Below are 26,188 nucleotides of genomic sequence, written 5' to 3'. Positions count from 1 at the left end.
GTCGGCGTACCCCGACCACTACGCCCAGTGGGAGCAGCAGGCCGCCGACCTCGTCACCGAGCACTGGAACAGCTGACAGCAACACATGAACAAGGCTGGCCGGCACCCCACCGGGGTGCCGGCCAGCCGTGTGTCCGCAGTCGTCAGACGCGGAAGCCGGCGGCCCGCGCCGCCTGACGCTCCCGGCGGCGGTCGGAGCGGCGTCGGATGAACCAGAAGACGAAGACGACCAGCCCGAGCAGGAACGCCAGCACCAGCACCGGCAGGATGATCGCCACCACCGACATGGCCACGCTGGTGGCGTCCTCGGCGGTGCTGGCCACGGGTGCGCCGACGCCGGCCGTGGTCGCGTTGATGACCGGTCGGGCGGCGGACTTCAACAGGTGTACGCCGAGGGCGATCACCACCCCGGTCACCACGGGGACCCACTGGTTGGACGAGAAGAAACTGCCTGGGTCGCTCACCGTCACCGTCTCCGACGACGAGCCCGCGCCGAACGCCAGGCCGCCGGCGGTCGGCCGGACCACGGTCTGCACGACGTCGTTGACGTGGTCGACCACCGGGACCTTGTCGGCGACGACCTCGACGACCAGCAGCACCGCCAGGATCGCGATCACCCAGCCGTTGCCCAGCCACTGCCACCCGCCGGGCAGGTCGATCAGGCTGGTGTAGCGGGCCAGCAGGCCCATGGTGAGCAGGGGGACGTACGCGTTCAGCCCCGCCGAGGCGGCGAGACCGGTACCGGTGAGAACTTCGAGCACCGTCTCAGCATCGCACCGGCGCGCCAGTGCCGCTCGGTGGCGCGGGCCGGGGTCTCGGCTACCCTCGTCGGGTGCGGTTGGTCATTGCGAAGTGCTCGGTGGACTATGTCGGACGGCTCTCGGCCCACCTGCCGCCGGCCACCCGGTTGCTCATGGTGAAGGCGGACGGGTCGGTGTCGATCCATGCCGACGACCGGGCGTACAAGCCGTTGAACTGGATGAGCCCGCCCTGCCGGTTGGAGGAGGCCCCCGGCGTCTGGCGGGTCGTCAACAAGGCTGGCGAGGAACTGCGGATCACCCTGGAGGAGATCTTCCAGGACACCTCGTACGAGCTGGGCGTCGATCCGGGCCTGCGCAAGGACGGTGTGGAGGCGCACCTCCAGGAGTTGCTGGCGGCCAACCCGGAGACCCTCGGTGAGGGGTTCACGCTGATCCGCCGGGAGTACATGACGGCGATCGGCCCGGTCGACCTGCTCTGCCGTGACGCCGCGTCCGGCACCGTCGCCGTCGAGGTGAAGCGCCGGGGCGAGATCGACGGCGTGGAGCAGCTGACCCGGTACCTCGAACTGCTCAACCGCGACCCGCTGCTCGCCCCGGTTGCCGGGGTCTTCGCCGCGCAGGAGATCAAGCCGCAGGCCCGGGTGCTCGCCACGGACCGGGGCATCCGCTGCGTGGTCGTGAACTACGACAAGCTGCGCGGCATCGAACGCGACGAGTTGACTCTCTTCTGACGGGCCGCCCGCCTGACGCTCCGGCACGCGCCCGGCGTTTGACGGGCCGACCGGCGCTCCGATGCCCGCCCGGCGACGGGCTGCCGCCCGGCGTTGACGGGCCGGTCGCTCGGCACTCCGCGGCTGAGCTGTGGTGGCCGGTGGACGCCGACACGAGCGACCCGGGCATGATCCCCGCCCCCGAGTCCGACGCTGCGGCCGTTGTCGGACGCACGGCCGGAGACCCGCCGCCCGCCGCCGGAGGCCGGTTCGTCAGCGGGGCGGCTAAGGCGGGCCGTCCGCGCGGACGGCGATCAGCGACTTGGGCAGGCCGGCCACCCGCTCGACGAGGATCCGCGAGTCGGGGAAGTAGTGCCGCATCTGCGAGCGATCCAGCAGTTCCGTCCAGAGCACCTGGTGCAGGGCGGCCTCGTGGCTGCGGGTCGGCTTGTGCCCGAGCGGCCAGCGGCGGGCGAACGCGGTGCGCAGCCGCACGGGAAGGAACTGCATCCCCGGCGCGATCCAGTGCGGCTCGATGGGGAAGTAGCGGTAGGGCGTCTGCACCCAGTGCCGGTCGCCGAGACTGCGCACGGCGTCGGCGAAGCGCAGCCGCCGCTCGTGCCCGCCGACGTGCTCCAGCACGGAGTTGGAGAAGACCAGGTCGTAGCGGCGCCCGGTGATCCGGGCCGGCAGGTCGCAGGCGTCGGCCCGGTCGACCTCCGCCCACTCCGGGACGTCCGTGGGCGGTCGTTCCAGGTTGACCACGTGTACGCGGGCCGGCCGCACGTCGGCGCGGGTCCAGGTGCCGAGCCGGCCGCCCAGGTCGATAATGTGCATCTTCTCCAGGTCAGGGAAGGTCCGGGCCAGCCAGTCGGCGCGGCGACGTCGCTGCCGGGCACTCCACGACCGGTCACTGTCGACGAGGTGGAAGCGCAATCGATGGGGGCGCATTTAACGCAATGTACCGCTCCCACCACGTTGGACACACGCGAGGGCGTTCATGATCGGTTATCCGACAGTCACCTGCCGTACATGACCTTGATGGCCTTCACGAGCCGGGCGACGTCGGCCGGCGTCCGCTCGAAGGTCGTCGAGGGCAGCAGCGACCGGGCCCGCCGCCGGGTGATGGCCTTGGCGCGGCTGAACTCGCGCAGCCCGTCCTCGCCGTGGATGCGCCCGAAGCCGGAGTCGCCGACGCCGCCGAACGGCAGGGTGGACATCCCGGCGAAGGTCAGCGCCGAGTTCACCGACGCCATGCCCGAGCGCAGCCGCCGGGCGATCGCCACCGCGTGCCGCCGGCCGAAGACCGAGCCCCCCAGGCCGTACGACAGGGCGTTGGCCCGGGCGACGGCCTCGTCGGCGTCGCGGACCCGGTTGATGGTCAGGGTCGGACCGAACGTCTCCTCGCGTACGGCGGCGGAGTCCTCCGGGACGTCCACCAGCACGGTCGGCCGTACGTACGGCGGCTGCACCGCGTCGGCCCCGCCGAGCACCGCCCGGCCGCCCCGGGCCAGCGCGTCGTCGATGTGCCGGCGGATCACGTCGACCTGGCTCGGCATGGTGATCGGCCCGATGTCCGCGTCGTCCGGGCCGACGGTCAACCGGCCGGCCCGCTCGACGACCTTGCCGACGAAGGCGTCGAAGACCGGCTCGACCGCGTAGACCCGTTCGATGCCGATGCAGGTCTGGCCGGCGTTGGTCAGCGCGCCCCAGACGCACGCCTCGGCGGCGGCGTCCAGGTCGGCGTCGGCGTCGACGATCATCGCGTCCTTGCCGCCCGCCTCCAGCAGCACCGGCGTCAGGGACTCGGCGCAGGCCGCCATCACCTTCCGCGCGGTGGCGGACGAGCCGGTGAAGGCCACCTTGTCCACTCCGGAGCGGCAGAGGGCCGCCCCGACGTCGCCGAGCCCGTGCACCGCGGTGAACACCGGCTGCTCCGGCACCACCTCGGCGAACGTGTCGACCAGCCACTGCCCGACGACCGGGGTGTACTCGCTGGGCTTCAGCACCACCGCGTTCCCCGCCGCAAGCGCGTACGCGGCGGAGCCGATCGGGGTGAAGACGGGGTAGTTCCACGGGCCGATCACGCCGACGACGCCGTACGGCTGGTATTCGAGGTGGGCGGAGAACTCGGCCAGGACGAGCCGTGAGCGGACCCGGCGGGGGCCCAGCACCCGGCCGGCGTTGCGGGCCGCCCAGTCGACGTGCTCGACGGCGGTGACGAGTTCGACGACGGCGTCGGCGACCGGCTTGCCGCCCTCGACGTGCACCAGCTCGGCGATCTCCTCGATCCGTCGGGCGAGGAGGCTGCGCCAGCGCAGCAGCCGCTCCCGGCGCCCGCCGAAGCCGAGCCCGGCCCACCACTGTCCGGCCGCTCGGGCCCGGTCGACGGTCCGCTCCACGTCCTCCGCGGTGGCGACCGGCAGGCGTCCGGCCTCCGCGCCGGTCGCCGGGCTCGTCGACACCAGCCGACCGTCCTCGATGACCGGGGTACCCGGGACACGCACAGCCGTCATGGCGGAAGTCTAGACCCGAAAATTACTCGCCGGTAGGTCCGCGGTGGCCCGGTCCCGCCCGCCGGACCGCCCGGCTGGCGGTGGGACGGGGTGGACGAGGGTCGGCCGGACTTGTGATGATTCTTCCGCCGGAGCGCGCCGAATTGCCGAACGCGAGGTGTCCGGCCGGGGTCGCGCAGGTGACCACGCGGCGGTGGAGGACGACTACCGTGTGATGGCAGGCTGACGCGTGGAGTGACCGCGCGGGGTGGAGGCTGACTTTCCATGGAGGAACATCCGGAACTGAGACCGTTGTTGACGGTGGCCGGTGGGGCGATGCGGGGGCTGAGTGTCCGGGTGGGCCCCGAGCGGCAGGTCATCGGCCGGGCGTCGACCGCCGACATCATGGTGCACGACGCCCACCTGAGCCGCCGGCACGCCGAGGTATGGCTGACGGGCGAGGGCGCTGCCCTGGTGGATCTGGGTTCCACCAACGGCACCTGGCTGAACGACCGGCGGATCACCGGCGTGGAGCGGCTGGCCGACGGCGACGTGATCCGGCTCGGCCGCACCGAGCTGCGCGTCTACGACCCTGGCGTGGCGCGTACCGACCCGGTGGGCTTCAGCTTCAACGGGCCGCGCCGGGACCGCCGCCCGACCCTGCCGTTGCCGATCGCGACCCCGGCCGCGCCGGGCGTCGACGCGGTGCCGGTCCCGGCGGCGTTGTCCGCGCCGGGCGTCGACGCGGTGCCGCCGGCGGCGGTTCCGGCGGTGTTGTCCGCGCCGTCCTGACCGGGGCCGACGGTGGATGCCGGCGCACACCTCCCGGTGGTGGAAGGTGGCGGGCCGGCCCATGGACGCGTCCGGCGCCTCCGTGGCAGCATCCGGCGGATGGAGACCGGACAGCGGCAGGTGTCGGCGAACGGGATCACCCAGGCGGTACGGGTGGCCGGGCCGCCGGACGGCGTTCCCGTGCTGCTGATCCACGGCAACTGCTCGTCGGCGGCCTTCTGGGAGCCGCTGCTGCGGCGGCTGCCGGCCACCCTCCGGGTGGTCGCGCCTGACCTGCGCGGCTACGGGCTGACCGACACCGTCGAAGTGGACGCGACCCGGGGGCTGCGCGACTTCGCCGACGACGTCGCCGCGCTGCTCGACGAGCCGTCCCTCTTCGCCCCCGGCGCGCGGCCGGTGGTGGTCGGCCACTCGCTCGGCGGCGGGGTGGCCATGCGACTGCTCGTCGACCACCCCGACCGGGTGGGCGCGCTGCTGCTCGCCGCGCCGGTCTCGCCGTACGGCTACGGCGGCACCCGGGACCTGACGGGGACGCCGACCACCCCCGACTTCGCCGGCACCGGCGGCGGCACCGCCAACAGGGACTTCGTCAAGCGGCTGGCCGCCGGCGACCGGGGCGTGGACAGCCCGACCAGCCCGCGCGCCGTGCTGCGGGCCACCTACGTGGCGGACCCGGCCTCGCTCGGCGACGACGAGGAGTTGCTGCTGGACAGCCTCCTCTCCACGGCGATCGGTGACGACAACTACCCCGGTACGGCGGTGGCCTCGGCGTACTGGCCCGGCACCGCCCCGGGACGGCGCGGCGTGCTCAACGCCCTCTCCCCGGCGCACTTCCGGGTCGCCGACGAACTGGTCGCCGTGGCCGGGAAGCCGCCGATCACCTGGGTCCACGGGGACGCCGACGTGATCGTCTCGGACACCGCGATGATGGACCTGGCCCACCTGGGCTCGCTGGGCGTGGTGCCCGGCTGGCCGGGGGAGGCGGCCTGCCCCGCGCAGCCGATGGTGGCGCAGACCCGGGCGGTGCTGGAGCGCTACGCGGCGGCCGGCGGGGCGTACCGCGAGGTGCTGCTGCCCGGCTGCGGGCACAGCCCGCACCTGGAGCGGCCGGCCGAGTTCGTCGCCGAACTGCTGCGGCTGACCGACGCGGCGGGCTGATCGACCGGCGAGCCCGACCGGTGCGGCGAGCCGACCGACGGTGAGCCGACCGGCCCCACCTAGCGGCGCGCGCAGCCCCGCTGGGCTCGTGAAATTTCCCACGGCGCCTCGACAACTCAGCGTCACGTGGCAGACTCGCGCGCATAACCTTAATGGTCGTTAACGCGGCCGTGCGGAGCATTGAGGAGGCTGGTCGTGGCGCGTGATTTCACCAGCGTGGGCGTTGTGGGTCTGGGCACCATGGGTGCCGGCATCGTCGAGGTATTCGCGCGCAACGGGGTCGACGTCGTCGCGGTGGAGGTCTCCGAGGACGCCCTGGAACGCGGCCGGGCCATCCTCACCGGGTCGACGGACCGGGCCGTGGCCAAGGGCAAGCTCGCCGAGGCCGACCGGGACGCGCTGCTGAGCCGCGTGCGGTTCGCCGTCGGGCTGGACGCGCTGCACTCGGTGGACCTGGTCATCGAGGCGGTGCCCGAGCACCTGGACCTCAAGCAGCGGATCTTCGCCGAGCTGGACCGGGTGTGCAAGCCCGAGGCGATCCTGGCCACCAACACCTCGTCGCTCAGCGTCACCGAGATCTCCGTCGCCACCAGCCGGCCCAACCAGGTGATCGGCATCCACTTCTTCAACCCGGCCCCGGTGATGAAACTGGTCGAGGTGGTCCGGACGGTGGTCACCTCCACCGACGTGGTCGCCGACGTGGAGGCGCTCTGCAAGCGGCTGGGCAAGGTCGACGTCACCATCAGCGACCGGGCCGGCTTCATCGCCAACGCCCTGCTCTTCGGCTACCTCAACCACGCAGTCGGCATGTTCGAGGCGCACTATGCCACCCGCGAGGACATCGACGCGGCCATGAAGCTCGGCTGCGGCCTGCCGATGGGCCCGCTGGCGCTGATGGACCTGATCGGCCTGGACACCGCGTACGAAATCCTGGACACCATGTACCGGCGCGGCGGGCGCGACCGCCGGCATGCTCCGGTGCCGCTGATCAAGCAGATGGTCACCGCCGGGCTCCTCGGCCGCAAGTCCGGCCGGGGCTTCTACACCTACGAGCGGCCGGGCTCCCCGGTCGTCGTACCCGACGAGCAGACGCCGGTCGCGTCGGAGGCGGCGAGCGGCGGCGCCGCCGCGATCGCGAAGGTCGGCGTCGTCGGGTCGGGGACGATGGCCACCGGCATCATCGAGGTCTTCGCGAAGGCCGGCTACGAGGTCGTCTCGGTGACCCGGGGCGCGGAGAAGTCCGCCAAGGTCTTCGAGGCGGTCAAGACCTCGCTCAACAAGGGCGTGGTGCGCGGCAAGCTGAGCGAGGCCGACCGGGACGCCGCGCTCGGCCGGATCAACTGGTCGGCCACCCTGGAGCACCTCGCCGACGTCGACCTCGTCGTCGAGGCCGTGGTCGAGGAGTTGAGCGTCAAGAAGGCCCTCTTCGCCAGCCTCGACGAGATCTGCAAGCCGGGCGTCGTGCTCGCCACCACCACCTCCTCGCTGCCGGTGATCGACGTCGCGATGGCCACCCAGCGGCCCGCCGACGTGGTCGGGCTGCACTTCTTCAACCCGGCGCCGGTCATGCCGCTGGTCGAGGTCGTGGAGACCATCCGCACCTCGCCGGAGACCACCGCCACCGCCCGCGCCGTCTGTGCCGGGCTGGGTAAGACGGGCGTGGTCTGCGGCGACCGTTCCGGCTTCATCGTCAACGCGCTGCTCTTCCCGTACCTGAACGACGCGGTGAAGATGCTGGAGGCGAGCTACTCCACCGCCGACGACATCGACCACGCGATGAAGCTGGGCTGCGGCTACCCGATGGGCCCGTTCGAGCTGCTCGACGTGGTCGGCCTGGACGTCTCGCTGGCCATCCAGCGGGAGCTCTACCTGGAGCTGCGCGAGCCGGGCTTCGCGCCCGCGCCGCTGCTGGAGCACCTCGTCACGGCCGGCTACCTGGGCCGCAAGAGCGGCCGCGGCTTCCGCGACCACACGCGTCGCTGACGGGGGTCAACACCTCGGGCCGGTGACGGCGTCTGCAGGGTGTGACCTTCGAGGAGTACGTCAGCAGCCGAGGCCCCGCCCTGATGCGGCTGGCCCGGCTGCTGACGGGGGACGAGCACCGGGCCGAGGACCTCACCCAGGACGTCCTGGCCCGCGCGTACGTGCACTGGCGGAGGATCGCCCGGGCGGACCGGCCGGACGTGTACGTGCGCCGGATGCTGGTCAACGCCAACAACTCCTGGTGGCGCCGGCGCACGAACCGCGAACTGGCCGTCGCCGACTTCGCGGAACGCCCGCAGCACGGCGACCTCGGCGGCGAGACGGCCGACCGGGACGCCATGTGGCGGCTCATCCTCGGCCTGCCGGACCGCCAGCGGGCGGTGCTCGTGCTGCGCTACTACGAGGACCTCGACGACGCGACCATCGCCCAGATCCTCGGCTGCTCGCCGGTCACCGTCCGCACCCACGCCATGCGGGCGCTCAACCACCTCCGGGAGCGCCACGGCGTCCCGGCGACGAACGGGAGCCAGCCGTGACCGACCTCGACGAACGGATCGTACGGACGCTGCGGGAACGCGCCGAGGGAACGGTCGACACGGACCGGCTCACCGCGCGGGCGGTGACCCGGGGGCGCGCCCGTCGCCGACGCCGGCGGATCGGCGCGGGCAGCGCGTGGGGGGTGGTGGCCCTGCTCGGGCTCGCGGCCGCCGGCGCTCTCGGGCCGGTGCCCGGACCACGGTGGCCGGGCGCCGAGCCGACGGTCGCCGTCGCCGCGCCGGGCCGGGCGGACGGGGTGCCCGGCGCCCTGGCCCGGCCCGAACTCGTCGGCAGTAACCCGGACCTGCTGCACTTCACGGTCGACCCGGCGCGGGCCCGCTGGCTCACCTGGCAGTCCGTCGCCGGGGCGGAGGGCGCCCGCCTCGATCTCGGCGGTGGCCGACGGGTCGCGTTCGACCTCGCCCGCACCGCCGCGGCCGCGGAACAGATGCGCCACGAGGGGATGACGTACCCGGACGCGCCGGCGGGCGCCGACGCCTTCGACGGTCAGGTGCGGCAGGTGTCCTCGCCCGGGCCCGGCGCGCAGCCCGGATGGTTCCTGCGCTGGCAGCCGGTCCCGGGGCTCTACGCCCGGGTCTACACGGTGGCCGACGACGGTGCGGTGCTGCGGACGGCACGGTCGGCGCTGCGCCTCGACGCGGCGCACCGGTGCGCGTCCCCGTTGCGGCTGGGCGAGCTGCCGCCGGACGCCCGGCTCGCGGGCTGTGAGGTGAACGCGATCGGCTTCCCGGACTCGCTCGACGTCCTGCTGCGCGTCACCCGACCCGGGGAGCGCTGGATGCAGGTGCGGTTGCAGTACCACCGCGAGATAGCCGGCAGCCGAGACGAAGGAAACCGGACGATCGGCGACCGGTCGGCCTACCTCTACCCGAAGGGGGACGAGCTGGAGCTGCTCGGCTTTCCGAAGGCGCACCTGACGGCCCGCTTCGGCTGGCCGAGCCAGGGCTTCACCGAGGCGGACGCCGCCGTCGTGCTGGGCGGGGCGCAGGTCGCCCCGGACCTCGCCGACCCGCGAACCTGGGACTGACCGGAGTCGGGGGCCGGCCCGCCCGCCCCGGGCCGGCCCCGCCACCGGCACGTACGCTTGGCAAGCGTGAGCCCCCGTCGCAACCGACCCCGCCGCGATGACGCCGCGCACCTCGACTCCGACCGGGTCCGCCAGGGCGTCGCCTCGGTGCAGCAGTGGCGCGACGGCGACTGGCAGGTACGCGGGATCAGCGGCGGCGCCTCCACCAAGACGTACCGCTGTCCGGGCTGCGACCAGGAGATCCGGCCCGGGGTGGCGCACCTGGTGGCGTGGCCGGCGGACGGGCGGGGCGACCTGACCGACCGGCGGCACTGGCACAGCGGGTGCTGGCGGGCCCGGGACCGGCGCGGGCCCGCCGTCCAGCGCGGTCGCGGCGCTCCGCGCTACGGCTGAGCGATCTGGATCACGCTGTTTCCGCCCCGCCCGGCGGTTCCCGGCCGCACCGGCGAGACTGGTGGGGTGAGCACACCGATCCGCGCGTCCTCCATCCTGCCCGGGCACCGCGAGGACATCGAACTGCACACCGCGGACGGTCTGCGGCTGGTCGGCGAGCTGGCCCGGCCGCTGGACCGTGAGCCGGTGGGCACCCTCGTCTGCCTGCACCCGCTGCCGACACACGGCGGGATGATGGACAGCCACGTGTTCCGCAAGGCGGCGTGGCGGCTGCCGGCCCTGGCCGACCTGGCGGTGCTGCGCTTCAACACCCGGGGGACCAGCAGCCTGCGCGGCACCAGCGAGGGGGCCTTCGACAACGCGGTCGGCGAGCGCTTCGACGTCGCCGCCGCCATCGAGTACGCCGAGTTCCACGAGCTGCCGAACGTCTGGCTGCTCGGCTGGTCGTTCGGCACCGACCTGACCCTCAAGTACGGCTGCGACCCGGCCGTCGTCGGGGCGATCCTGCTCTCCCCGCCGCTGCGCTTCTCCGCCCCGGCGGACCTGGAGCACTGGGCGGAGTCCGGCAAGCCGCTGACCGCGCTGGTGCCCGAGTTCGACGACTACCTGCGCCCCGACGAGGCCCGGGAGCGTTTCGCGGCGGTGCCGCAGGCCGAGGTGGTCGGGGTGCCCGGCGCGAAGCACCTCTGGGTCGGCGACGCCGAGACCGTGCTGGACGAGGTGGTCCGCCGGGTCAACCCGGCCGCCGCCGTGCCGCTGCCGACCACCTGGGACGGCCCGATGGAGACCGGCGACGTCAGCGCGTACGCCGACCGCACGGTGGCCTCCTTCGCGGACCGCCCGGTGCCTGGCCCGCCCGCCGGCCAGGCCGGCTGACCCACCCTCCGCCCCCGCTCCCGTCGCGGACCCGGCCGACCGGTCCAGCGTGGCCGACCTGTCCACCGTGGCCGACCGGGCCGGCCGGGGTCAGCGGGACTCCTGCCGGGGCAGGACCACCTCCCGCAGGATGAGCTGGAGCGCGGCCACCGCCGGGATCGCGATCAGCGCGCCCACCACCCCCAGCAGGGAGACCCCGAGCAGGGCGGCGACCAGGGCGGCCACCTCGTTGACCGACACCGACCGACGCATGATCTTGGGATAGATCAGGTAGTTCTCCACCTGCTGGTAGATCAGGAAGAACACCGCACAGGCGATGCCGATCGGCAGGTCCGTGGCGAAACCGACCAGGCTGACGATCACCGCGCCCAGGGTCGCGCCGATCTGCGGGATCAGGTCCGTCACCGCGACCACCACGGCCAGCGCGAACGGGTACGGCAGCCCGACGATCAGCGCGAACACGTACGTGGAGATTCCGGCCAGCACCGCGATGCTGAGCGCGCCGACCATGTACGCGCCCACCTTGGCCAGGATCTCGTCCCCGATGAGCTGCACCCGCTCCCGGCGCGAGCGGGGCACCAGCGAGTAGCCCAGGTCGCGCAGCCGGTCGAAGTAGGCCAGGAAGTAGATGGTCAGCACCAGCACGGTCAGCCCCCGGAAGACGGTGCCGAAGACCAGTTGGGCGCCGCCGAGCACCCCGCCGAGGGCCTGCCCGACGGTGTCGGCGTTGGCCGCGTTCTGCACCCGCTCCATCAGGTCGTACCGGACCACCAGGTCGTTGACCGTCTCGTTGCGGCGCAACGCCTCCAGGTAGCTCGGCAGCTGCTCGATGAACTGCCCGCTCTGGGTGACGATCGGCGGCACCAGGGCGAACACGCCACCGCAGAGCAGCAGCACGACCGTGAGCGCGACGACCGCCACGGCGATCCCGTGCGGCAGCCCCCAGGACCGCAACCGGACCACCGCGGGATGCAGGCCGACCGCGAGGAAGAGCGCGATGACCACCAGGACCAGGATGCCGGCCGCGTTGCGCAGGCCCAGATAGAGGGCGTACGCGAGCAGCACCCCGGCCGCGCCGGTGAAGCCGACCAGGAAGCTGCTGCGCTTCAGCGGCCGCCCCGGCGTGCCGAACCGGCCCGATCCGTTCGCCCCCGGCCCGCTGCGGTCCGTGATCCCCGCCGCCGTCCCGCCGCCGTCCGTGGTGTCAGACGGGCGGGTGCTGCGCTCGGGCGCGGCGGGGTGCTCCGGCCCCCGGCTCCCGTCGCCCGGTCCAGGGCTGCTGCCGGGCTCCGGGTCGCCGCTCGACGCCGTCGGTCCGTCGTCTGCCATCGGACCTCCCCCTGATCGACTCCCGTCGACGGCCCACCACGGTTCGCGTCGACGGATCCCACCCGGGAGCGTACGCCGCAAACCCGGCCCGCCCCCGCAGCCCGACCGACCCGACCCCGCTGGGGTTGGGGGCGGGCCCGGGGTTGAGATCTTGGTAGGAACGGGCCCCTCCGGGGGCCGCCTCTTACCAAGATCCGCCCGACGACCAAGGTCGTCGGGCGGTGCCGCGCACAGGGTCAGTCCTTGTCGACGACCACCTTGCTCGGCTTGGCGCTGCGCTCGTCGGTGGTGGGCTTGGCCGGGCGCTTGCCGTTCTCGCCGGTGCTGGTGATCTTCGTCGGGGTCGCGCCCCGGCCGCCCTCGCCGGGTACCGCCGCCACGGTCGGCTCTCCGTCCACGCCGGCACTGGCCGTGCCTCCGTCGATGGTGGTCACGGTGGCCTTGCCGGTGGCCGGCTGCCCAGCGTCGGCAGGCTCGATCCGGCCCTTGGCCGGCTGCCCGGCGTCCTCCGGCTCCACCTTGCCGGCGGCGGGCTTGCCGCCCGAGGGGGACGCGGCCGCCGCGGTGCCCGTCGCCCCGCCTGCGCCGGCCGGGGTCTTGTCCGGGGAGCCCGCGCCGGCCGGGGTCTTGTCCGGGGAGCCCGCGCCGGCCGGGGTCTTGTCCGCAGTGCCCGCGCCGGCCGGGGTCTTGTCCGCCGCGCCCGCTCCTGCCGGGGCGGGGTGGCCAGCCTTGTCGGCCGGGGACCTGGCCGCGTCGGGGCGGGGCCTGCCGCCGTTCGCCGTGGCCGGAGTCGGCTTGCCGTCCGCCGTCACCGGGGCGACGGCGCCGTCCGTCCCGCCCGGCCGGTCGGCCGCGCCGAGCAGGCCCAGCCGCAGCTCCGTCACCTGCCGCTGGAGCTCGTCGGACTCCTGCCGGGACTTCCAGGTCTCCTGCCGCAGGTCGGCCAGCTCCTGCTGGGCCCGGGCGATCTCCAGCATCACCTGGGCGAGCTGCTGACGGCTGGCGGCGGCCTCCTGCTGCGTGGCGGCGAGGTGCTGCTGGGTGGTGGCCAGGTGCTGCTGCGTCGTGGCCGCGTACTCCTCGAACTGCCGACGCGACGTCGCCACGTGCTCGTCGGCCTTGCGGCGCTTGTCGGCCGCCTCCGACTCGGCCCGGCCGAGCAGCGCCGCCGCCTCTTCCTCGGCCTGCCGGCGCATCGTCAGGGCGTCCTGCTCGGCGGCCCGGCGGACGGCGGCGGCGCCCTGCTCGATCTCGTTCTTCCGGGCGGTGTACTCCGCCTCCAGCGCGGCGCGGCGCGCCTCGAACCCGGACTCCAGCTCGTCGTGCCGGCTCGTGTGCTGCTTCTCCAGCTCGGCGAGCCGGGTCTTGTACTGCTGTTTCAGCTCGTCGCGGCGCTTGGTGAACTCCTGCTCGGCCGCCGCGCGGCGCTGGGCCAGCTCGCGGTCCGCGGCCTCGCGCCGGCTGTTGACCTCCTGCTCCACCCCGGCCCGCCAGGCGCCGAGCTCCTGCTGCGTCTGGGCCCGGGCGTGCTGCACGTACGCCTCGGTCTCGGTGCGCATCCGCTGCACGTACGCCTCGGTCTCGGCGCGGTTGCGCTTGGCCGTCTCGGCCGCCTGGGTGGTGAGCCGCTCCGCCTCCTGGCGGGCCTTCTCCCGGGTGGCCCGGCCGGCGTCGGCGGCGTCGTCGATGATCTGCTTGGCGTCCCGCTGCGCCTTGGCGTGGGTGGCCCGGCCCGCCTCGGTGGCCTGGTCGACCAGGCGCCTGGACTCCTGCTGGGCCTTGGCGTGCACCTCCTTGGCGGCCTCGCGGAGCTGGGTGGCCTCCTGCTGGGCCTTGGCGTGCACCTCCTTGGCGGCCTCGCGCAGCTTGGTCGCCTCCTGCTGGGCCCGCTGGTGGATCTCCTTGGCCGCGTCCCGCAGCTGGGTGGCCTCCTGCTGGGCCTTCGCCAGCGCCTCCTGGGCGGCCTTGCGGAGCCGGGCGGCCTCGTCCTTGGCCGTCCGGACGGCGGCGTCCGCCTCGGCCCTGCGGGCCGCGGTGTGCCGCTCCTCCTCCGTCCGGCGGGCGGCCAGCGCGATCTCGAAGTCCTTGAGGGCGGTGGCGGCCTGCTCGCGGGCCTCCTCGACGATGTGCTCGGCGGCGGCCCGGCGAGCCTCGATCTCCTCGTTGGCGGCGACCAGGATCGCGTCGGCCTGCTCCTCGGCGAGGGTGAGGATCTGCTCCACCCGCGGGCCGAGGTGCCGGTAGGAGACGTTCTCGAGCGCCCCGGACGACTTGCGCGCCTGGGCGAGGTCGCGTTGGAGCACCTCGACCTGGCCGGCCAGCTTGTGGATCTGTGTGTAGGCCTGTTCCCGCTCGGCCGCCAGGGCCGCGATCTCGTGCTCCGCGCGAGCGACGTACCGGTCGACCTGTCGTTTCTCGTACCCCCGCAGAGCGGACTCGAAGCTGGGCTCCGTGGTCACGTCCCCGCCGAGAGCGAACAGTTCCTCGCCGTGCGACATGCCCCCATCCTCACACGCATCCCGTCCGGCTGGGGCGATACGGACGCCCCGGATAGGACCTACTTCACTACTGACACGCCCGGGCAATTCGCTTTACGGGAAAACGCATACGGCGCGGGGCGCACCGGTCACCCGGTGTCACCCCGCGCCGCGGATCATGCCCCGGTCGGGTGGGTCGGTTGGGTCAGTTGGCGGTCTCCGCGGCCACCCGCTCGTCGGCGTTGTCGGCCTTCTTCGCCTCCGGCTTGGCCTGTGCGGCCGGCGGCTGGGCGGGCACGCCCGGCACGATGCCGGCGAGGCCGGAGAGCATCTGGCCGAGCTGCGAGGTGACGGCGTCCTTCTGCCGGGTGAGGTCCTCGACCTCGCGGCGGGCCGCCTGGGTGGTCAGCTCGGCCTCGGTGCGCGCCTCGGTGAGCAGGCGGTTCGCCTCGGCCTTGGCCTCGGTGAGCGTCTTGTCGGCCAGCGCCTTGGCCTTGTCGACCGTCTCGTTGGCGGTGCGCTCCGACTCGACCCGGCGGGCCTCGGCGCGCTGCTCGATCTCCTTGGCCCGCTCCTGCGCGGCGTGCGCCCGCTGCTCGGCCTCGCTGACCAGCTTCTGGGTCTGGGCGACCTGCGCGGCGTGCCGCTCGGACTCCTCGCGCTCGGCCTTCTCCCGGCGCTCGGCGAGCTGGAGCTCCAGGGCCTGGAGGTCCTTGTCGCGCTTGTCGCGGGCGTCGGTGAGCAGCTTGGTCGCCTCGGCGCGCTTCTCCTCGGCCTCGCGGGCGGCCTTCGCCCGCTGCTGGGTGATCTCCCGCTCGGCGGTGGCCCGCATGGTGGCGACCTCGCGCTCGACGGTGGACTTCAGCTCGGCGACCTCGTGGGCGGTGACCGTGCGCAGCTGCTTGGTCTCCCGGTCGGCGTCGGCGCGCAGCGTGTCGGCCTCGCGCCGCGCCTGGACGCGGACCTCGGCGGCCTCGCGCTCGGCGGCGGTGCGGACGCTGCCCGCCTCCCGCTCGGCGTTGGCCTTCATGGCCGCCGCCTCGGCGCGCGCCTTGTCAGTGATCTCGCGCGCCTCGAGGCGGGCGGCGGAGAGGATGCCCTCCGACTCCCGCTTGGCCTCGTTGCGGTGGTCGTTGGCCTGTTCCTCGGCCAGCCGGAGGATCTGCTCGACGCGGGTGCCGAGGCCCGAGAGGGTGGGCCGGCTGTTCTCCTCGAGCTGCTTGTTGGTGTCGGCGAGCTTCTGCTCCAGCGCGCTCATGCGCTGCTCGGCCTGGCGCAGGCGGCGCTGGGCGTCGTTCATCCGCTGCTCGGCCTCGGCGCGGGCCTGCTCGGACTGGGTCAGCGCGGCCGTCATCCGGCCGATGAAGTCATCGACCTGGTGGGTGTTGTAGCCGCGCAGGCCAACGGTGAAATCGGGCTGCGAGTTCGCGTTATCGAAGAACGCAAGAGGGGAGGACTGCTGGGGCATTGGGACATACTCGCAGACCCCCCAGGGTGCTTCGCAAGAGCGGTGCCGAGCTTTCGTGTCCTCTTTACATGGTCAACTGCGGGTCCGCCGATGGCCGGACAGATCGCCGATCTTGGCAGGTCCCGGGCGGGTCGGACGGCACGGAGCGTGACATCGGAAAAGGGCCGCGGGAGCACCCCGCGGCCCTTTGTCGTGTCATGGCGCGGGTCACTCGAATGAGCGTCCGACGGCCCCGGCGGAAAGGCAATCGCCGTTCACCGCAATGGTCGACGGCGCCTCATCCGTCGGGTCAGTGACCGCGGAACCGGTTGATCGCGTCCTCGTGCCGGGAGCGCAGCTCGCGGTCGCGTACGCCGAGCCCGTCCGACGGTGCGAGGCAGCGGACGCCGACCTTGCCCTGGTGCGCGTTGCGGTGCACCTCGTACGCGGCCTGGCCGGTCTGCTCCAGTGCGTAGGTCCTCGACACGGTGGGGTGGATCCTGCCCAGCGCCACCAGCCGGTTGGCCTCCCACGCCTCGCGGTAGTTGGCGAAGTGGCTGCCGACGATCCGCTTCAGGTGCATCCAGAGGTAGCGGTTGTCGTACTGGTGCTGGAAGCCGCTGGTGGAGGCGCAGGTGACGATGGTGCCGCCGCGCTTGGCCACGTAGACGCTCGCGCCGAAGGTCTCCCGGCCCGGGTGCTCGAAGACGATGTCCGGGTCCTCGCCGCCGGTCAGCTCCCGGATCCGCTCGCCGAAGCGCCGCCACTCGTCCTGGTCCTGGGTCTGCTCGTCCTTCCAGAACCGGAATCCCTCGGCCGCCCGGTCGATGACCAGCTCGGCGCCCATCCGCCGGCACAGCTCCGCCTTGTCGGGGGAGGAGACCACGCAGACCGGGATCGCCCCGCCGTGGAGCGCCATCTGGGTGGCGTAGCCGCCCAGGCCGCCGGAGGCGCCCCAGATCAGCACCACGTCGCCCTGCTTCATGTTCGCCCCGTGGTGCGACACCAGCTGCCGGTACGCGGTCGAGTTGACCAGCCCGGGGCTGGCCGCCTCCTCCCAGCTCAGGTGGCGCGGCTTGGGCATCAGCTGGTTGGCCTTGACCACGCACAGCTCGGCCAGGCCGCCGAAGTTGGTCTCGAAGCCCCAGATCCGCTGCTGCGGGTCCAGCATGGTGTCGTCGTGCCCGGCCGCGTCCTCCAGCTCGACGGAGAGGCAGTGCGCGACGACCTCGTCGCCGGCCTTCCACCGGGTCACGCCGGGCCCGGTGCGCAGCACCACGCCGGCCGCGTCCGAGCCCACCACGTGGTACGGCAGGTCGTGCCGGCGGGTCAGCTCCGAGATCCGGCCGTAGCGCTGGAGGAACCTGAAGGTCGGCAGCGGCTCGAAGATGCTGGTCCAGACCGTGTTGTAGTTGATCGCGCTCGCCATCACCGCGACCAGCGCCTCGCCCGGCCCCAGCTCCGGCGTCGGCACCTCCTGCACGTGCAGCGCCTTGCGTGGGTCCTTGTCCCGGGTGGCCAGGCCGTCGAACATCCGGGTCTCGTCGGCGCGCACCACGACGCCGCGGTACGACTCGGGTACCGGCAGACCGGCGATTCCGGCGAGCTCCCGTTCCGGTTGGTCGGATCCCTCCGCCGCCATGATCGCTTCGAGGATGTCCTGCACGTCGACCTCCCGTTCGTCCGCACCCCGCCCACGCGGGCCCGGGTGCTGCCATCGTCGGCGTCGGTGCGGCCCACCGCCATGTCGGTGTCCGACACATCCGGTACCGGCCGCGCTCCTGTGGGGCGGGACGTTACTGAACGGTAGGTAGGGCCGGAAGCCCTCTGTGAAAAACTGCATTGGCCGATGCGTGGTGGTGTCCGAGCAGTGGTGAAACCACGCACCGACGCGCTCGGCGGGGGAAGTGGGCTCCGGCCCCCGCCCGTCGGCGGGGGCCGGAGGTGGGGGTCAGTGCCCGGCGGCGGGCTCGACGAGTTCGACCAGCACCCCGCCGGCGTCCTTCGGGTGGACGAAGTTGACCCGCGAGTTGGCGGTGCCGCGCTTCGGGGTGTCGTAGAGCAGCTTCACGCCCCGCTCGCGCAGCTTCGCGCAGGCGGCGTCGATGTCCTCGACGGTGTACGCCACCTGCTGCACGCCCGGGCCCTTCTTGTCGAGGAACTTGGCGATGGTCGACTCCGGGGTCAGCGGGGCGAGCAGCTGTACGCAGCCGCCCTCGGCGTCCGGGCCGACGGCCAGCATCGCCTCGCGTACGCCCTGCTCGGCGTTCACCTCGGTGTGCACGCAGCGCATCCCGAAGGTGCGCTGATAGAAGTCGATCGCGGCGTCCAGGTCGGCGACGGCGACCCCGACGTGGTCGATGCGGCGCAGGCCGATGTCTGTGACATAGTCGGCAGCGGTCTCGACGGGGGAGTTCTCAGCCATGGCGTTAGTCTGACCGAACAATCGTTAAGGCGTACAGGTCGGCACCCCCTCGGAGGCAGGCATGGCTTCGGTGATCGTCAGCGGCGCGCGGACCCCGATGGGGCGCCTGCTGGGCAACCTCAAGGACCTCCCGGCGACCAGACTCGGCGGCGTGGCGATCAAGGCGGCGCTGGAGCGCGCCGGCGTCGCCCCCGACCAGGTCCAGTACGTGATCATGGGGCAGGTGCTCCAGGCCGGTGCCGGGCAGATCCCGGCCCGCCAGGCGGCGGTCGAGGCGGGCATCCCGATGTCCGTGCCGGCGCTGACCGTCAACAAGGTCTGCCTCTCCGGCCTGGACGCGATCGCCCTGGCCGACCAGCTCATCCGCGCCGGCGAGTTCGACATCGTCGTCGCCGGCGGCATGGAGTCGATGACCAACGCCCCGCACCTGCTGCTCGGCCAGCGCGGCGGCTACAAGTACGGCGACGTGGTGGTCAAGGACCACATGGCGCTCGACGGGCTCACCGACGCCTGGGACAGCTGCGCGATGGGCGAGTCCACCGAGCGGCACAACGGACGGCACGGCATCACCCGCGAGGAGCAGGACGCGTTCGCCGCGGCCAGCCACCAGCGGGCCGCCGCCGCGCAGAAGAACGGCCATTTCGCCGACGAGATCACCCCGGTGGTCATCCCGCAGCGAAAGGGCGACCCGCTGGTGATCAGCGAGGACGAGGGGATCCGCCCGGACACCACCGTCGAGTCGCTGGCGAAGCTGCGCCCGGCGTTCGCCAAGGACGGCACGATCACCGCCGGCAGCTCCTCGCCGATCTCCGACGGCGCCGCCGCGGTCGTCGTCATGAGCAAGGCCAAGGCCAAGGAGCTGGGGCTCACCTGGCTGGCCGAGATCGGCGCGCACGGCAACGTCGCGGGCCCGGACAACTCCCTGCACTCGCAGCCGTCCAACGCGATCCAGCACGCGCTCAAGAAGGGCGGGCTCGGCATCGAGGACCTGGACCTCATCGAGATCAACGAGGCGTTCGCCCAGGTCGGCATCCAGTCCACCCGTGACCTCGGGGTCAGCCCGGACAAGGTCAACGTCAACGGCGGGGCGATCGCGCTGGGCCACCCGATCGGCATGTCCGGCGCCCGGCTGGTGCTGACCCTCGCGCTGGAGCTCAAGCGCCGGGGCGGCGGCACGGGCGCGGCGGCGCTCTGCGGCGGCGGCGGCCAGGGCGACGCTCTGATCATCCACGTCCCGGCCCCCGGCGAGAGCGGTCACTGACCGCCGGCCGGCCGATCCCGTTAGAGGCAGCACAGTGAGCGAGATCGTCGACGACGTCCCGGCGGCGGGCGCACCCCCGGTGCGCCGCAGCCGGGACGTGCCGATGCTGGTCGAGCGGGCCCGCGCGGGCGATCCCCGCGCGGTGGCCCGGCTGATCACCCTGGTCGAGTCGGGCGACGAGACGCTGCCGCGGATCGCGGCGGCCCTTGCGCCGTACGCCGGCCAGGCCCAGGTGGTCGGGCTGACCGGCTCGCCCGGGGTGGGCAAGTCGACCACCACCAACGAGCTGGTCCGGGCGCTGCGCGCCCGCGGCCACCGGGTGGGCGTGCTGGCCATCGACCCGTCCAGCCCGTTCACGGGCGGGGCGATCCTCGGCGACCGGGTCCGGATGCAGGACCACGCCACCGACCCGGGCGTCTACATCCGGTCGATGTCGAGCCGGGGCCACCTGGGCGGGCTGTCGGCGGCCACGCCGCAGGCGGTGCGGGTGCTGGAGGGCGCCGGCTGCGACGTGGTGCTGGTGGAGACCGTGGGCGTCGGGCAGGCCGAGGTGGAGGTCGCCTCGCTGGCCGACACCACGCTGGTGCTGCTCGCCCCGGGCATGGGTGACGCGATCCAGGCGGTCAAGGCCGGCATCCTGGAGATCGCCGACGTCTTCGTGGTCAACAAGGCCGACCGGGACGGCGTCGACGCCACCTACCGCGACATCCAGGGCATGATCGCTTTGGGCGAGCGCGGCCCGGGCCAGTGGCGGCCGCAGGTGGTGCGCGCGATCGCCTCCCGGGGCGAGGGGATCGACGACATCGCCGCCGCCATCGACAAGCACCGTGGCTGGCTCGTCGAGCACGGCGAGCTGCGCCGCCGCCAGGAGGCGCGGGCCGCCGCCGAGGTCGAGGCGATCGCGCTGGGCGTGCTCCGCGCCCGGATCGGCTCCCTGCGCGACGGTACGGAGCTGCCGGCGCTCGCTGCGAAGGTGGCCGAGGGCGCCCTCGACCCGTACGCGGCGGCCGACGAGCTGCTCGCCCAACTCGGCTCCTAAGGAACCCACCGAGCTAGTACGCTCGCACCGCTCCACGGTCGGCGTGGGGCGGTGCGCGGCGGAGTGGGGAGACGATGGGCGACGAGGCGACGCAGGAGCTGTCGGTGACACCGGACGCGGTGCCGGGCGGGACGACGCTCGTCTCCGACGAGGTGGTGGAGAAGATCGCGGTGGCCGCCGCGCGGTCCGTGCCCGGGGTGGTCGAGCTGGGCGGGGACGTGGCCCGGTTCTTCAACGCGGTGCTCGACAAGGTCGGGCTCGACCAGGTCGGCGACGCCCGCCGTGGCTGCTCGGCCCACGTCACGAACGGCGCGGCGGTGGTCAACCTGGTCATCGTGATCGAGGCCGGCCGCGCGGTGCCGCAGGTGACCGCCGAGGTCCGGGCGCAGGTCGCCGGGGCGGTCGAGGCGTACGGGCTGCGGGTCGACGAGGTCAACATCAGGGTCGACGACGTGGCCCTGGGCGGTCCCGCCGCGCCCGTCGCGTGACGCGTCCGGCGGCGCAGGTTACCTGCCGGTACGAACTTACTTAGCGATCGTTCAGGTCTGGGCTCTACACTCGCAGTGCAGTCGAGGACTCGAGGAGGAGCCCCGCCGATGAACGCCGACGAGATCGCCGCCGGACGGGCACGCTGGCAGGCCCGCTACGACGCCGCGCGCAAGCGGGACGCCGACTTCACCACGCTCTCCGGGATGCCCGTCGAGCCGGTCTACGGGCCGCCGGAGGGGGTCGCCTACCCGGGCTTCGAGCGCATCGGCTGGCCGGGCGAGTACCCGTACACCCGGGGCCTCTACCCGACCGGCTACCGCGGGCGGACCTGGACGATCCGGCAGTTCGCCGGCTTCGGCAACGCGCAGCAGACCAACGAGCGCTACAAGATGATCCTGGGCGCCGGCGGCGGGGGCCTCTCCGTCGCCTTCGACATGCCCACGCTGATGGGCCGGGACTCCGACGACCCGCAGGCGCTCGGCGAGGTGGGCCACTGCGGCGTCGCCATCGACACCGCCGCCGACATGGAGGCCCTTTTCGACGGCATCGACCTGGCCGGGGTCACCACGTCGATGACCATCTCCGGGCCGGCCGTGCCGGTGTTCTGCATGTACCTGGTGGCCGCCGAGCGGCAGGGTGCCGACCTGTCCAAGCTGGACGGCACGCTGCAGACGGACATCTTCAAGGAGTACATCGCGCAGAAGGAGTGGCTCTTCGACCCGGAGCCCCACCTGCGCCTGATCGGCGACCTGATGGAGTACTGCGCCCGGGAGATCCCGCGCTACAAGCCGCTCTCGGTCTCCGGCTACCACATCCGCGAGGCCGGCTCGACCGCCGCCCAGGAGCTGGCGTACACCCTCGCCGACGGGTTCGGCTACGTCGAGCTGGGGCTTTCCCGGGGGCTGGACGTCAACGTCTTCGCCCCCGGCCTGAGCTTCTTCTTCGACTCGCACGTCGACTTCTTCGAGGAGATCGCCAAGTTCCGGGCCGCCCGCCGGATCTGGGCCCGCTGGCTGCGCGACGTCTACGGCGCGACCAGCGAGAAGGCGCTCTGGCTGCGGTTCCACACGCAGACCGCCGGGGTGTCGCTGACCGCCCAGCAGCCGGTCAACAACGTGGTGCGTACCGCCGTGGAGGCACTCGCGGCGGTGCTCGGCGGCACCAACTCGCTGCACACCAACGCCCTGGACGAGACCCTGGCGCTGCCGACCGACGAGTCCGCCGAGATCGCCCTGCGTACCCAGCAGGTGCTGATGGAGGAGACCGGGGTGACCAACGTGGCCGACCCGCTGGGCGGGTCCTGGTACGTCGAGGCGCTCACCGACAAGATCGAGGCCGAGGCGGAGGAGATCTTCGCCCGGATCCGGCAGCTCGGCGGCGAGGGCCCGCACCGGATCGGCCCGATGACCTCCGGCATCCTGCGCGGCATCGAGGACGGCTGGTTCACCGGCCACATCGCCGAGTCCGCCTTCGTCTACCAGCAGGCGCTGGAGAAGGGCGACAAGCGGATCGTCGGCGTCAACTGCCACACCGGCACGGTCGCCAAGGACCTGGAGATCCTGCGCATCTCGCACGAGGTGGAGCTGGAGCAGCGCCGGGTGCTCGCCGAGCGGAAGGCCGGCCGCGACGAGGCCGTTGTCAAGGCCGCGATCGAGCGGATGGTCGCCGTCGGCCGGACCGACGGCAACATGATCCCGGCCATGCTGGACGCCGTACGCGCGGAGGCCACCCTCGGCGAGATCTGCGACGCCCTGCGCGCCGAGTGGGGCGTCTACCGCGAACCCGCCCGCTTCTGACCCCCGTTCCCCGACCCCGATCCCGCATCCGCGATCCCGCACCCCGCGTCCCGGCGGACGCCGCGCAGGCCCCGTACCGAGGACCGTGGATGCGGGATCGCGGCGTGCCGGGCGGACGGCGGGAAAGGGCGGGAGCAGCCGTGACAGTCGCAACTGTCGCCGTCGCGGTTGATCTGAGTTCGGCGGGTCGCGTGCGAGACTAGGTAACCATGAGCGACCCACGGATCACCTCGTCGATCTTCACCCGCGGCGCGGTCGACCTCAGCGCGCTGCGCACCCCCGCATCGGCCCCTGCCCGCCCCGCCACCCCGGCACAGTCCGCCCCCTCCGCCGAGTTTCCCGGCAGCGCCGGTGGCGGCGTCGCCGTCATCGACGTGAGTGAGGCGACATTCCAGTCCGAGGTTCTCGAGCGCTCGCTCACCACACCGGTGATCGTGGACTTCTGGGCCGAGTGGTGCGAGCCGTGCAAGCAGCTGAGCCCCGTGCTGGAGCGGTTGGCCGCCGAGGGCGGCGGCGCCTGGGTGCTCGCCAAGGTCGACGTGGACGCCAACCCGCGCATCGCCCAGATGTTCCGGGTGCAGGGCATCCCCATGGTCTACGCGGTGGTCGGCGGCCAGCCGATCGACGCCTTCTCCGGAGTGGTGCCCGAGGCGCAGCTGCGCCAGTGGATCCAGGCGGTGCTCAAGGCCGGTGGCGTGAGCGTCGCCGAGCCGGAGGACCCGCGCCTCGACGAGGCCGACGACGCCCTGATGAGCGGCGACCTCGACGCGGCCGAGCGGGCGTACCGGAAGATCCTCGCCGAGTCGCCCGCGGACGCCGCGGCGGAGGCGGGCCTGGCCCAGGTCGGGCTCGCCCGCCGGGTGGCCGGTGCCGACCCGCGCGCGGCCATCGCCGCCGCCCAGGCGAACCCCGACGACGTCGAGGCCCAGCTCCTGGCCGCCGACATCGAGGTGCTCAGCGGTCAGGCCGAGGCGGCGTACGCCCGCCTGGTGGGCGTGGTCCGCCGCACCGCCGGTGAGGAGCGGGAGAAGGTACGCCAGCACCTGGTCAGCCTCTTCACGGTCGCCGGCCCGGAGGACCCCGCGGTCGCCTCGGCGCGCCGGGCCCTGGCCAGCGCCCTGTTCTGAGCACCACGCCCTGTTTGTGAGCACATAGCACGCCAGCGCGGGCCGGCGTTCCGGCCGGCCCGCCCGACACCTCGAGGACGGGAGCCCATGATGCGCCGGATCGCCGTCCTCGACGCGCCCAGCAACCTCGGCCTGCGCCCACCCACGTCCACCTCGGTCCCCGGCTGCGGCAAGGCCCCGGGCGCGCTGCGCGACCAGGGGCTGCTCGCCCGGCTGCGGGCCCGCGACGCCGGCTGCCTCACCGCGCCCCGCTACGACCCCGGCGACTGGCGACCGGGTGACGGGGTCTGCCACGCCCGCGAGATCGCCGACTACTCGGTGGCGCTCGCGGAGCGGATCGGCGCCATCATCGACCGCAGCGAGTTCCCGCTGGTGCTCGGCGGCGACTGCTCCATCCTGCTCGGCTCGGCACTGGCCATGCACCGGCTCGGCGAGGCGGTCGGCGGGCGCATCGGGCTGGTCTTCGTCGACGGCCACTCCGACTTCCGGCACCCCGGCAACGCCTCCTACGTGGGCGCGGCGGCCGGCGAGGACCTCGCGCTGGTCACCGGGCGGGGGCAGGCCGACCTGGCCGCCATCGAGGGGCGCCGGCCGTACTTCCGGGACATCGACGTGGTGGTGCTCGGCATCCGGGCGCAGGACGAGTACCGCCTGGACCTCCAGGCCGCCGGGATCACCACCCGGCCGGTGCCGGCGCTGCGCGCCGAGGGCGCCGCGCGTACGGCACAGTGGGCGCACGAGCAGCTCGCCGACTGCGCCGGCTACTGGGTGCACATCGACGTGGACGTGCTCGACCCGGCCGTGATGCCGGCCGTCGACGCCCCCGACCCCGGCGGGATCGCCTTCGCCGAGCTGGAGATCCTGCTCGCCGGCCTCGTGGACACCCCGCACTGCCTCGGCGTCGAGCTGACCGTCTTCGACCCCGACTACGACCCGGACGGCGCGTACGCGGCCGAGATCGTCAACACCGTGGTGGCCGGGCTGCGCCCGGTCTCCGCGCCGACGGCGTCGCCGCCCCGACTGCTGCCGGGCCCGTCGGCGCCCGCCGCCTCGTCCGGGCCGTCCCGGTCGGCCACCCCCACCAGGCCCTCCGCGTCCGCCGCCCCGACCATGCCGTCGCCGTCTGCCGTCGCCAACGTGCCGTCGCCGTCTGCCGTCGCCAACGTGCCGTCGCCGTCTGCCGTCGCCAACGTGCCGTCGCCGTCTGCCGTCGCCAACGTGCCCTCGGGGTCTGCCGCTTCGGCCGCGCTCCCGGCCGCGCTCCCGGCCGCGCTCCCGGCCGTGCCCCCGGCGCGGCGGAGCAACGGCCGTCCCGAGGTCCCGGTCATGCCCCCGTCGGCCTCCGCCCCGGCTCTTGTTCCCGCCCCCGTTCCACCCGGCGACGGCGACGACCGGCACCCGGGCGGCGGCGAGGAGCGTGCCGAGGGCGCTCCGCCAGCCCCGCCCCGACCGCTCGGGCCGGTGGCCCCGGTCGCAGTCGCCCCCGACAATCCCACCGTGCCGGAACCCGTCGGCCCGCCCGCCTCTGCCGGCCCGGGCCTGCTGCGCCGGGCGCCGCTCGCGGGCCTGGACCCGGGCGACCCGCTGCCCACGCCCGAGGACGGCACCTCACCGTCCGCCGCAGGCATCGCCTGACTCCCTGTCGAGCTGCCCCATCTGTGCGCCCACCTGCCGAATCCGTCGTGGCGAGGGCTGGTGGCAGGTGCCTGGGCCGGGGCGAAGGATGGGCGGTCGAGGCGGGGCCGGTGCGCCTGTCAAGTTCGGCCTGGCCTGGCCTGGCCTGGCCTGGCCGGGGCGGCGGCTGGCGGCACATGCCCGGGGAGGGGCGAGGCAGGGGCGGTTGAGGTAGGCCCGGTGCGCCTGTCGAGTCCGGCCGGGCCGGAGCGGGCCAGGCCAGGCCGGACTCGACAGGCCAGGCCGGGGCGGCTGATGGCATGTGCCCGAGGCGGGTCGGGGCAGGGGCGGTTGAGGTAGGGCCGGTGCGCCTGTCGAGTACGGCCGGGGCGGCCGGTGGCACCCGGGCCCACCGGTGGAACGTCATGGGT

Annotated in this window: 21 protein-coding genes and 1 pseudogene; 14 read left to right on the top strand and 8 right to left on the bottom strand. The window is 73.5% G+C overall.

What is annotated here, in order from left to right; translation table 11 throughout:
• Positions 1–143 precede the first annotated feature (143 nt).
• The gene (locus ACFHW0_RS18945) at positions 144–761 is read right to left on the bottom strand and encodes a DUF4126 domain-containing protein (protein WP_416609374.1); all 618 of its coding nucleotides are present in this window, start codon (positions 759–761) and stop codon (positions 144–146) included.
• Positions 762–832: 71 nt separating this feature from the next.
• Here ACFHW0_RS18945 and nucS point away from each other — a divergent pair, with 71 nt between their 5' ends.
• Positions 833–1,492, top strand: a complete 660-nt coding sequence (nucS, locus tag ACFHW0_RS18940; protein WP_121399575.1) for an endonuclease NucS — start codon at positions 833–835, stop codon at positions 1,490–1,492.
• A 264-nt stretch (positions 1,493–1,756) separates the two neighbouring features.
• Here the strand turns inward: nucS and ACFHW0_RS18935 are convergent, their stop codons facing one another.
• Together ACFHW0_RS18935 and ACFHW0_RS18930 are read right to left on the bottom strand one after the other, a co-directional pair.
• Positions 1,757–2,422, bottom strand: a complete 666-nt coding sequence (locus tag ACFHW0_RS18935; protein WP_416609373.1) for a methyltransferase domain-containing protein — start codon at positions 2,420–2,422, stop codon at positions 1,757–1,759.
• A 68-nt stretch (positions 2,423–2,490) separates the two neighbouring features.
• Complete coding sequence (locus ACFHW0_RS18930; RefSeq protein WP_416609371.1) at positions 2,491–3,987, bottom strand: aldehyde dehydrogenase family protein; 1,497 nt, start codon at positions 3,985–3,987, stop codon at positions 2,491–2,493.
• A 315-nt stretch (positions 3,988–4,302) separates the two neighbouring features.
• On the opposite strand from ACFHW0_RS18930, the gene ACFHW0_RS18925 reads away from it, so the two are divergent.
• The 7 genes from ACFHW0_RS18925 (at position 4,303) to ACFHW0_RS18895 (ending at position 10,753) form a co-directional block, all read left to right on the top strand.
• Positions 4,303–4,758 carry an FHA domain-containing protein gene (locus tag ACFHW0_RS18925; protein ID WP_416609370.1) on the top strand — a complete coding sequence of 152 codons (456 nt, stop codon included), beginning with the start codon at positions 4,303–4,305 and terminating at the stop codon, positions 4,756–4,758.
• A gap of 99 nt (positions 4,759–4,857) precedes the next feature.
• On the top strand, positions 4,858–5,916 hold the full coding sequence (locus ACFHW0_RS18920) for an alpha/beta fold hydrolase (RefSeq protein ID WP_416609369.1): 1,059 nt from the start codon (positions 4,858–4,860) through the stop codon (positions 5,914–5,916).
• 195 nt (positions 5,917–6,111) lie between these two features.
• Positions 6,112–7,899 (top strand): 3-hydroxyacyl-CoA dehydrogenase family protein, encoded by a 1,788-nt coding sequence (locus ACFHW0_RS18915; RefSeq protein ID WP_416609368.1) that lies wholly within the window; start codon positions 6,112–6,114, stop codon positions 7,897–7,899.
• Between the two features lie 41 nt (positions 7,900–7,940).
• A complete protein-coding gene (locus tag ACFHW0_RS18910) occupies positions 7,941–8,435 on the top strand; it encodes a SigE family RNA polymerase sigma factor (protein WP_416609366.1) in 495 nt (164 codons plus the stop codon).
• Positions 8,432–9,484 (top strand): hypothetical protein, encoded by a 1,053-nt coding sequence (locus ACFHW0_RS18905; RefSeq protein WP_416609364.1) that lies wholly within the window; start codon positions 8,432–8,434, stop codon positions 9,482–9,484. The genes ACFHW0_RS18910 and ACFHW0_RS18905 overlap by 4 nt, the downstream gene beginning before the upstream one ends.
• A gap of 66 nt (positions 9,485–9,550) precedes the next feature.
• Positions 9,551–9,877: a hypothetical protein gene (locus tag ACFHW0_RS18900; protein WP_357870721.1), complete on the top strand. Its 327-nt coding sequence runs from the start codon at positions 9,551–9,553 to the stop codon at positions 9,875–9,877.
• A gap of 66 nt (positions 9,878–9,943) precedes the next feature.
• Positions 9,944–10,753 carry an alpha/beta hydrolase gene (locus ACFHW0_RS18895; RefSeq protein WP_334605541.1) on the top strand — a complete coding sequence of 270 codons (810 nt, stop codon included), beginning with the start codon at positions 9,944–9,946 and terminating at the stop codon, positions 10,751–10,753.
• Positions 10,754–10,843: 90 nt separating this feature from the next.
• Here ACFHW0_RS18895 and ACFHW0_RS18890 read toward each other — a convergent pair whose 3' ends face one another.
• The 5 genes from ACFHW0_RS18890 to mce form a co-directional block, all read right to left on the bottom strand.
• Positions 10,844–12,082, bottom strand: coding sequence for an AI-2E family transporter (locus tag ACFHW0_RS18890; protein WP_416609361.1), 1,239 nt, complete (start codon positions 12,080–12,082; stop codon positions 10,844–10,846).
• Between the two features lie 236 nt (positions 12,083–12,318).
• Complete coding sequence (locus tag ACFHW0_RS18885) at positions 12,319–14,580, bottom strand: hypothetical protein (protein WP_416609359.1); 2,262 nt, start codon at positions 14,578–14,580, stop codon at positions 12,319–12,321.
• A 184-nt stretch (positions 14,581–14,764) separates the two neighbouring features.
• Entirely contained in the window at positions 14,765–16,027 is a 1,263-nt protein-coding gene (locus ACFHW0_RS18880; RefSeq protein WP_121399564.1) for a cell division protein DivIVA, read from the bottom strand.
• A 289-nt stretch (positions 16,028–16,316) separates the two neighbouring features.
• Complete coding sequence (ccrA, locus tag ACFHW0_RS18875) at positions 16,317–17,672, bottom strand: crotonyl-CoA carboxylase/reductase (RefSeq protein ID WP_416609356.1); 1,356 nt, start codon at positions 17,670–17,672, stop codon at positions 16,317–16,319.
• 285 nt (positions 17,673–17,957) lie between these two features.
• Positions 17,958–18,431, bottom strand: coding sequence for a methylmalonyl-CoA epimerase (mce, locus tag ACFHW0_RS18870; protein WP_121399562.1), 474 nt, complete (start codon positions 18,429–18,431; stop codon positions 17,958–17,960).
• Between the two features lie 61 nt (positions 18,432–18,492).
• Here mce and ACFHW0_RS18865 point away from each other — a divergent pair, with 61 nt between their 5' ends.
• From ACFHW0_RS18865 to ACFHW0_RS18840, 6 genes and pseudogenes are all read left to right on the top strand, one after another.
• A complete protein-coding gene (locus ACFHW0_RS18865) occupies positions 18,493–19,692 on the top strand; it encodes an acetyl-CoA C-acetyltransferase (protein WP_416609354.1) in 1,200 nt (399 codons plus the stop codon).
• Between the two features lie 103 nt (positions 19,693–19,795).
• Positions 19,796–20,731, top strand: coding sequence for a methylmalonyl Co-A mutase-associated GTPase MeaB (gene meaB / locus ACFHW0_RS18860; protein ID WP_416609393.1), 936 nt, complete (start codon positions 19,796–19,798; stop codon positions 20,729–20,731).
• Positions 20,732–20,805: 74 nt separating this feature from the next.
• Positions 20,806–21,219 carry an Asp23/Gls24 family envelope stress response protein gene (locus ACFHW0_RS18855; protein ID WP_311412026.1) on the top strand — a complete coding sequence of 138 codons (414 nt, stop codon included), beginning with the start codon at positions 20,806–20,808 and terminating at the stop codon, positions 21,217–21,219.
• 108 nt (positions 21,220–21,327) lie between these two features.
• The gene (locus ACFHW0_RS18850) at positions 21,328–23,016 is read left to right on the top strand and encodes an acyl-CoA mutase large subunit family protein (RefSeq protein WP_416609352.1); all 1,689 of its coding nucleotides are present in this window, start codon (positions 21,328–21,330) and stop codon (positions 23,014–23,016) included.
• Between the two features lie 209 nt (positions 23,017–23,225).
• On the top strand, positions 23,226–24,143 hold the full coding sequence (locus tag ACFHW0_RS18845; protein ID WP_416609350.1) for a tetratricopeptide repeat protein: 918 nt from the start codon (positions 23,226–23,228) through the stop codon (positions 24,141–24,143).
• Between the two features lie 87 nt (positions 24,144–24,230).
• Positions 24,231–25,451, top strand: a pseudogene (locus tag ACFHW0_RS18840) (arginase family protein); the annotation flags it as partial.
• Between the last annotated feature and the right edge of the window lie 737 nt (positions 25,452–26,188).

It is taken from the genome of Micromonospora sp. LOL_025 (assembly GCF_048060285.1).
GTDB lineage: Bacteria > Actinomycetota > Actinomycetes > Mycobacteriales > Micromonosporaceae > Micromonospora.
Note: the sequence above shows the minus strand (reverse complement) of the source record. Positions and strands in the feature narration are given on the sequence as shown.

Excerpts from the sequence above, each read along its gene's own strand:
- ACFHW0_RS18935 (WP_416609373.1), bottom strand. The coding sequence starts at position 2,422 with ATGCGCCCCCATCGATTGCGCTTCCACCTCGTCGACAGTGACCGGTCG.
- ACFHW0_RS18930 (WP_416609371.1), bottom strand. The coding sequence starts at position 3,987 with ATGACGGCTGTGCGTGTCCCGGGTACCCCGGTCATCGAGGACGGTCGG.
- ACFHW0_RS18925 (WP_416609370.1), top strand. The coding sequence starts at position 4,303 with ATGCGGGGGCTGAGTGTCCGGGTGGGCCCCGAGCGGCAGGTCATCGGC.
- ACFHW0_RS18920 (WP_416609369.1), top strand. The coding sequence starts at position 4,858 with ATGGAGACCGGACAGCGGCAGGTGTCGGCGAACGGGATCACCCAGGCG.
- ACFHW0_RS18890 (WP_416609361.1), bottom strand. The coding sequence starts at position 12,082 with ATGGCAGACGACGGACCGACGGCGTCGAGCGGCGACCCGGAGCCCGGC.
- ACFHW0_RS18885 (WP_416609359.1), bottom strand. The coding sequence starts at position 14,580 with ATGTCGCACGGCGAGGAACTGTTCGCTCTCGGCGGGGACGTGACCACG.
- ACFHW0_RS18880 (WP_121399564.1), bottom strand. The coding sequence starts at position 16,027 with ATGCCCCAGCAGTCCTCCCCTCTTGCGTTCTTCGATAACGCGAACTCG.
- mce (WP_121399562.1), bottom strand. The coding sequence starts at position 18,431 with ATGGCTGAGAACTCCCCCGTCGAGACCGCTGCCGACTATGTCACAGAC.
- ACFHW0_RS18865 (WP_416609354.1), top strand. The coding sequence starts at position 18,493 with ATGGCTTCGGTGATCGTCAGCGGCGCGCGGACCCCGATGGGGCGCCTG.
- meaB (WP_416609393.1), top strand. The coding sequence starts at position 19,796 with ATGCTGGTCGAGCGGGCCCGCGCGGGCGATCCCCGCGCGGTGGCCCGG.
- ACFHW0_RS18855 (WP_311412026.1), top strand. The coding sequence starts at position 20,806 with ATGGGCGACGAGGCGACGCAGGAGCTGTCGGTGACACCGGACGCGGTG.
- ACFHW0_RS18850 (WP_416609352.1), top strand. The coding sequence starts at position 21,328 with ATGAACGCCGACGAGATCGCCGCCGGACGGGCACGCTGGCAGGCCCGC.
- ACFHW0_RS18845 (WP_416609350.1), top strand. The coding sequence starts at position 23,226 with ATGAGCGACCCACGGATCACCTCGTCGATCTTCACCCGCGGCGCGGTC.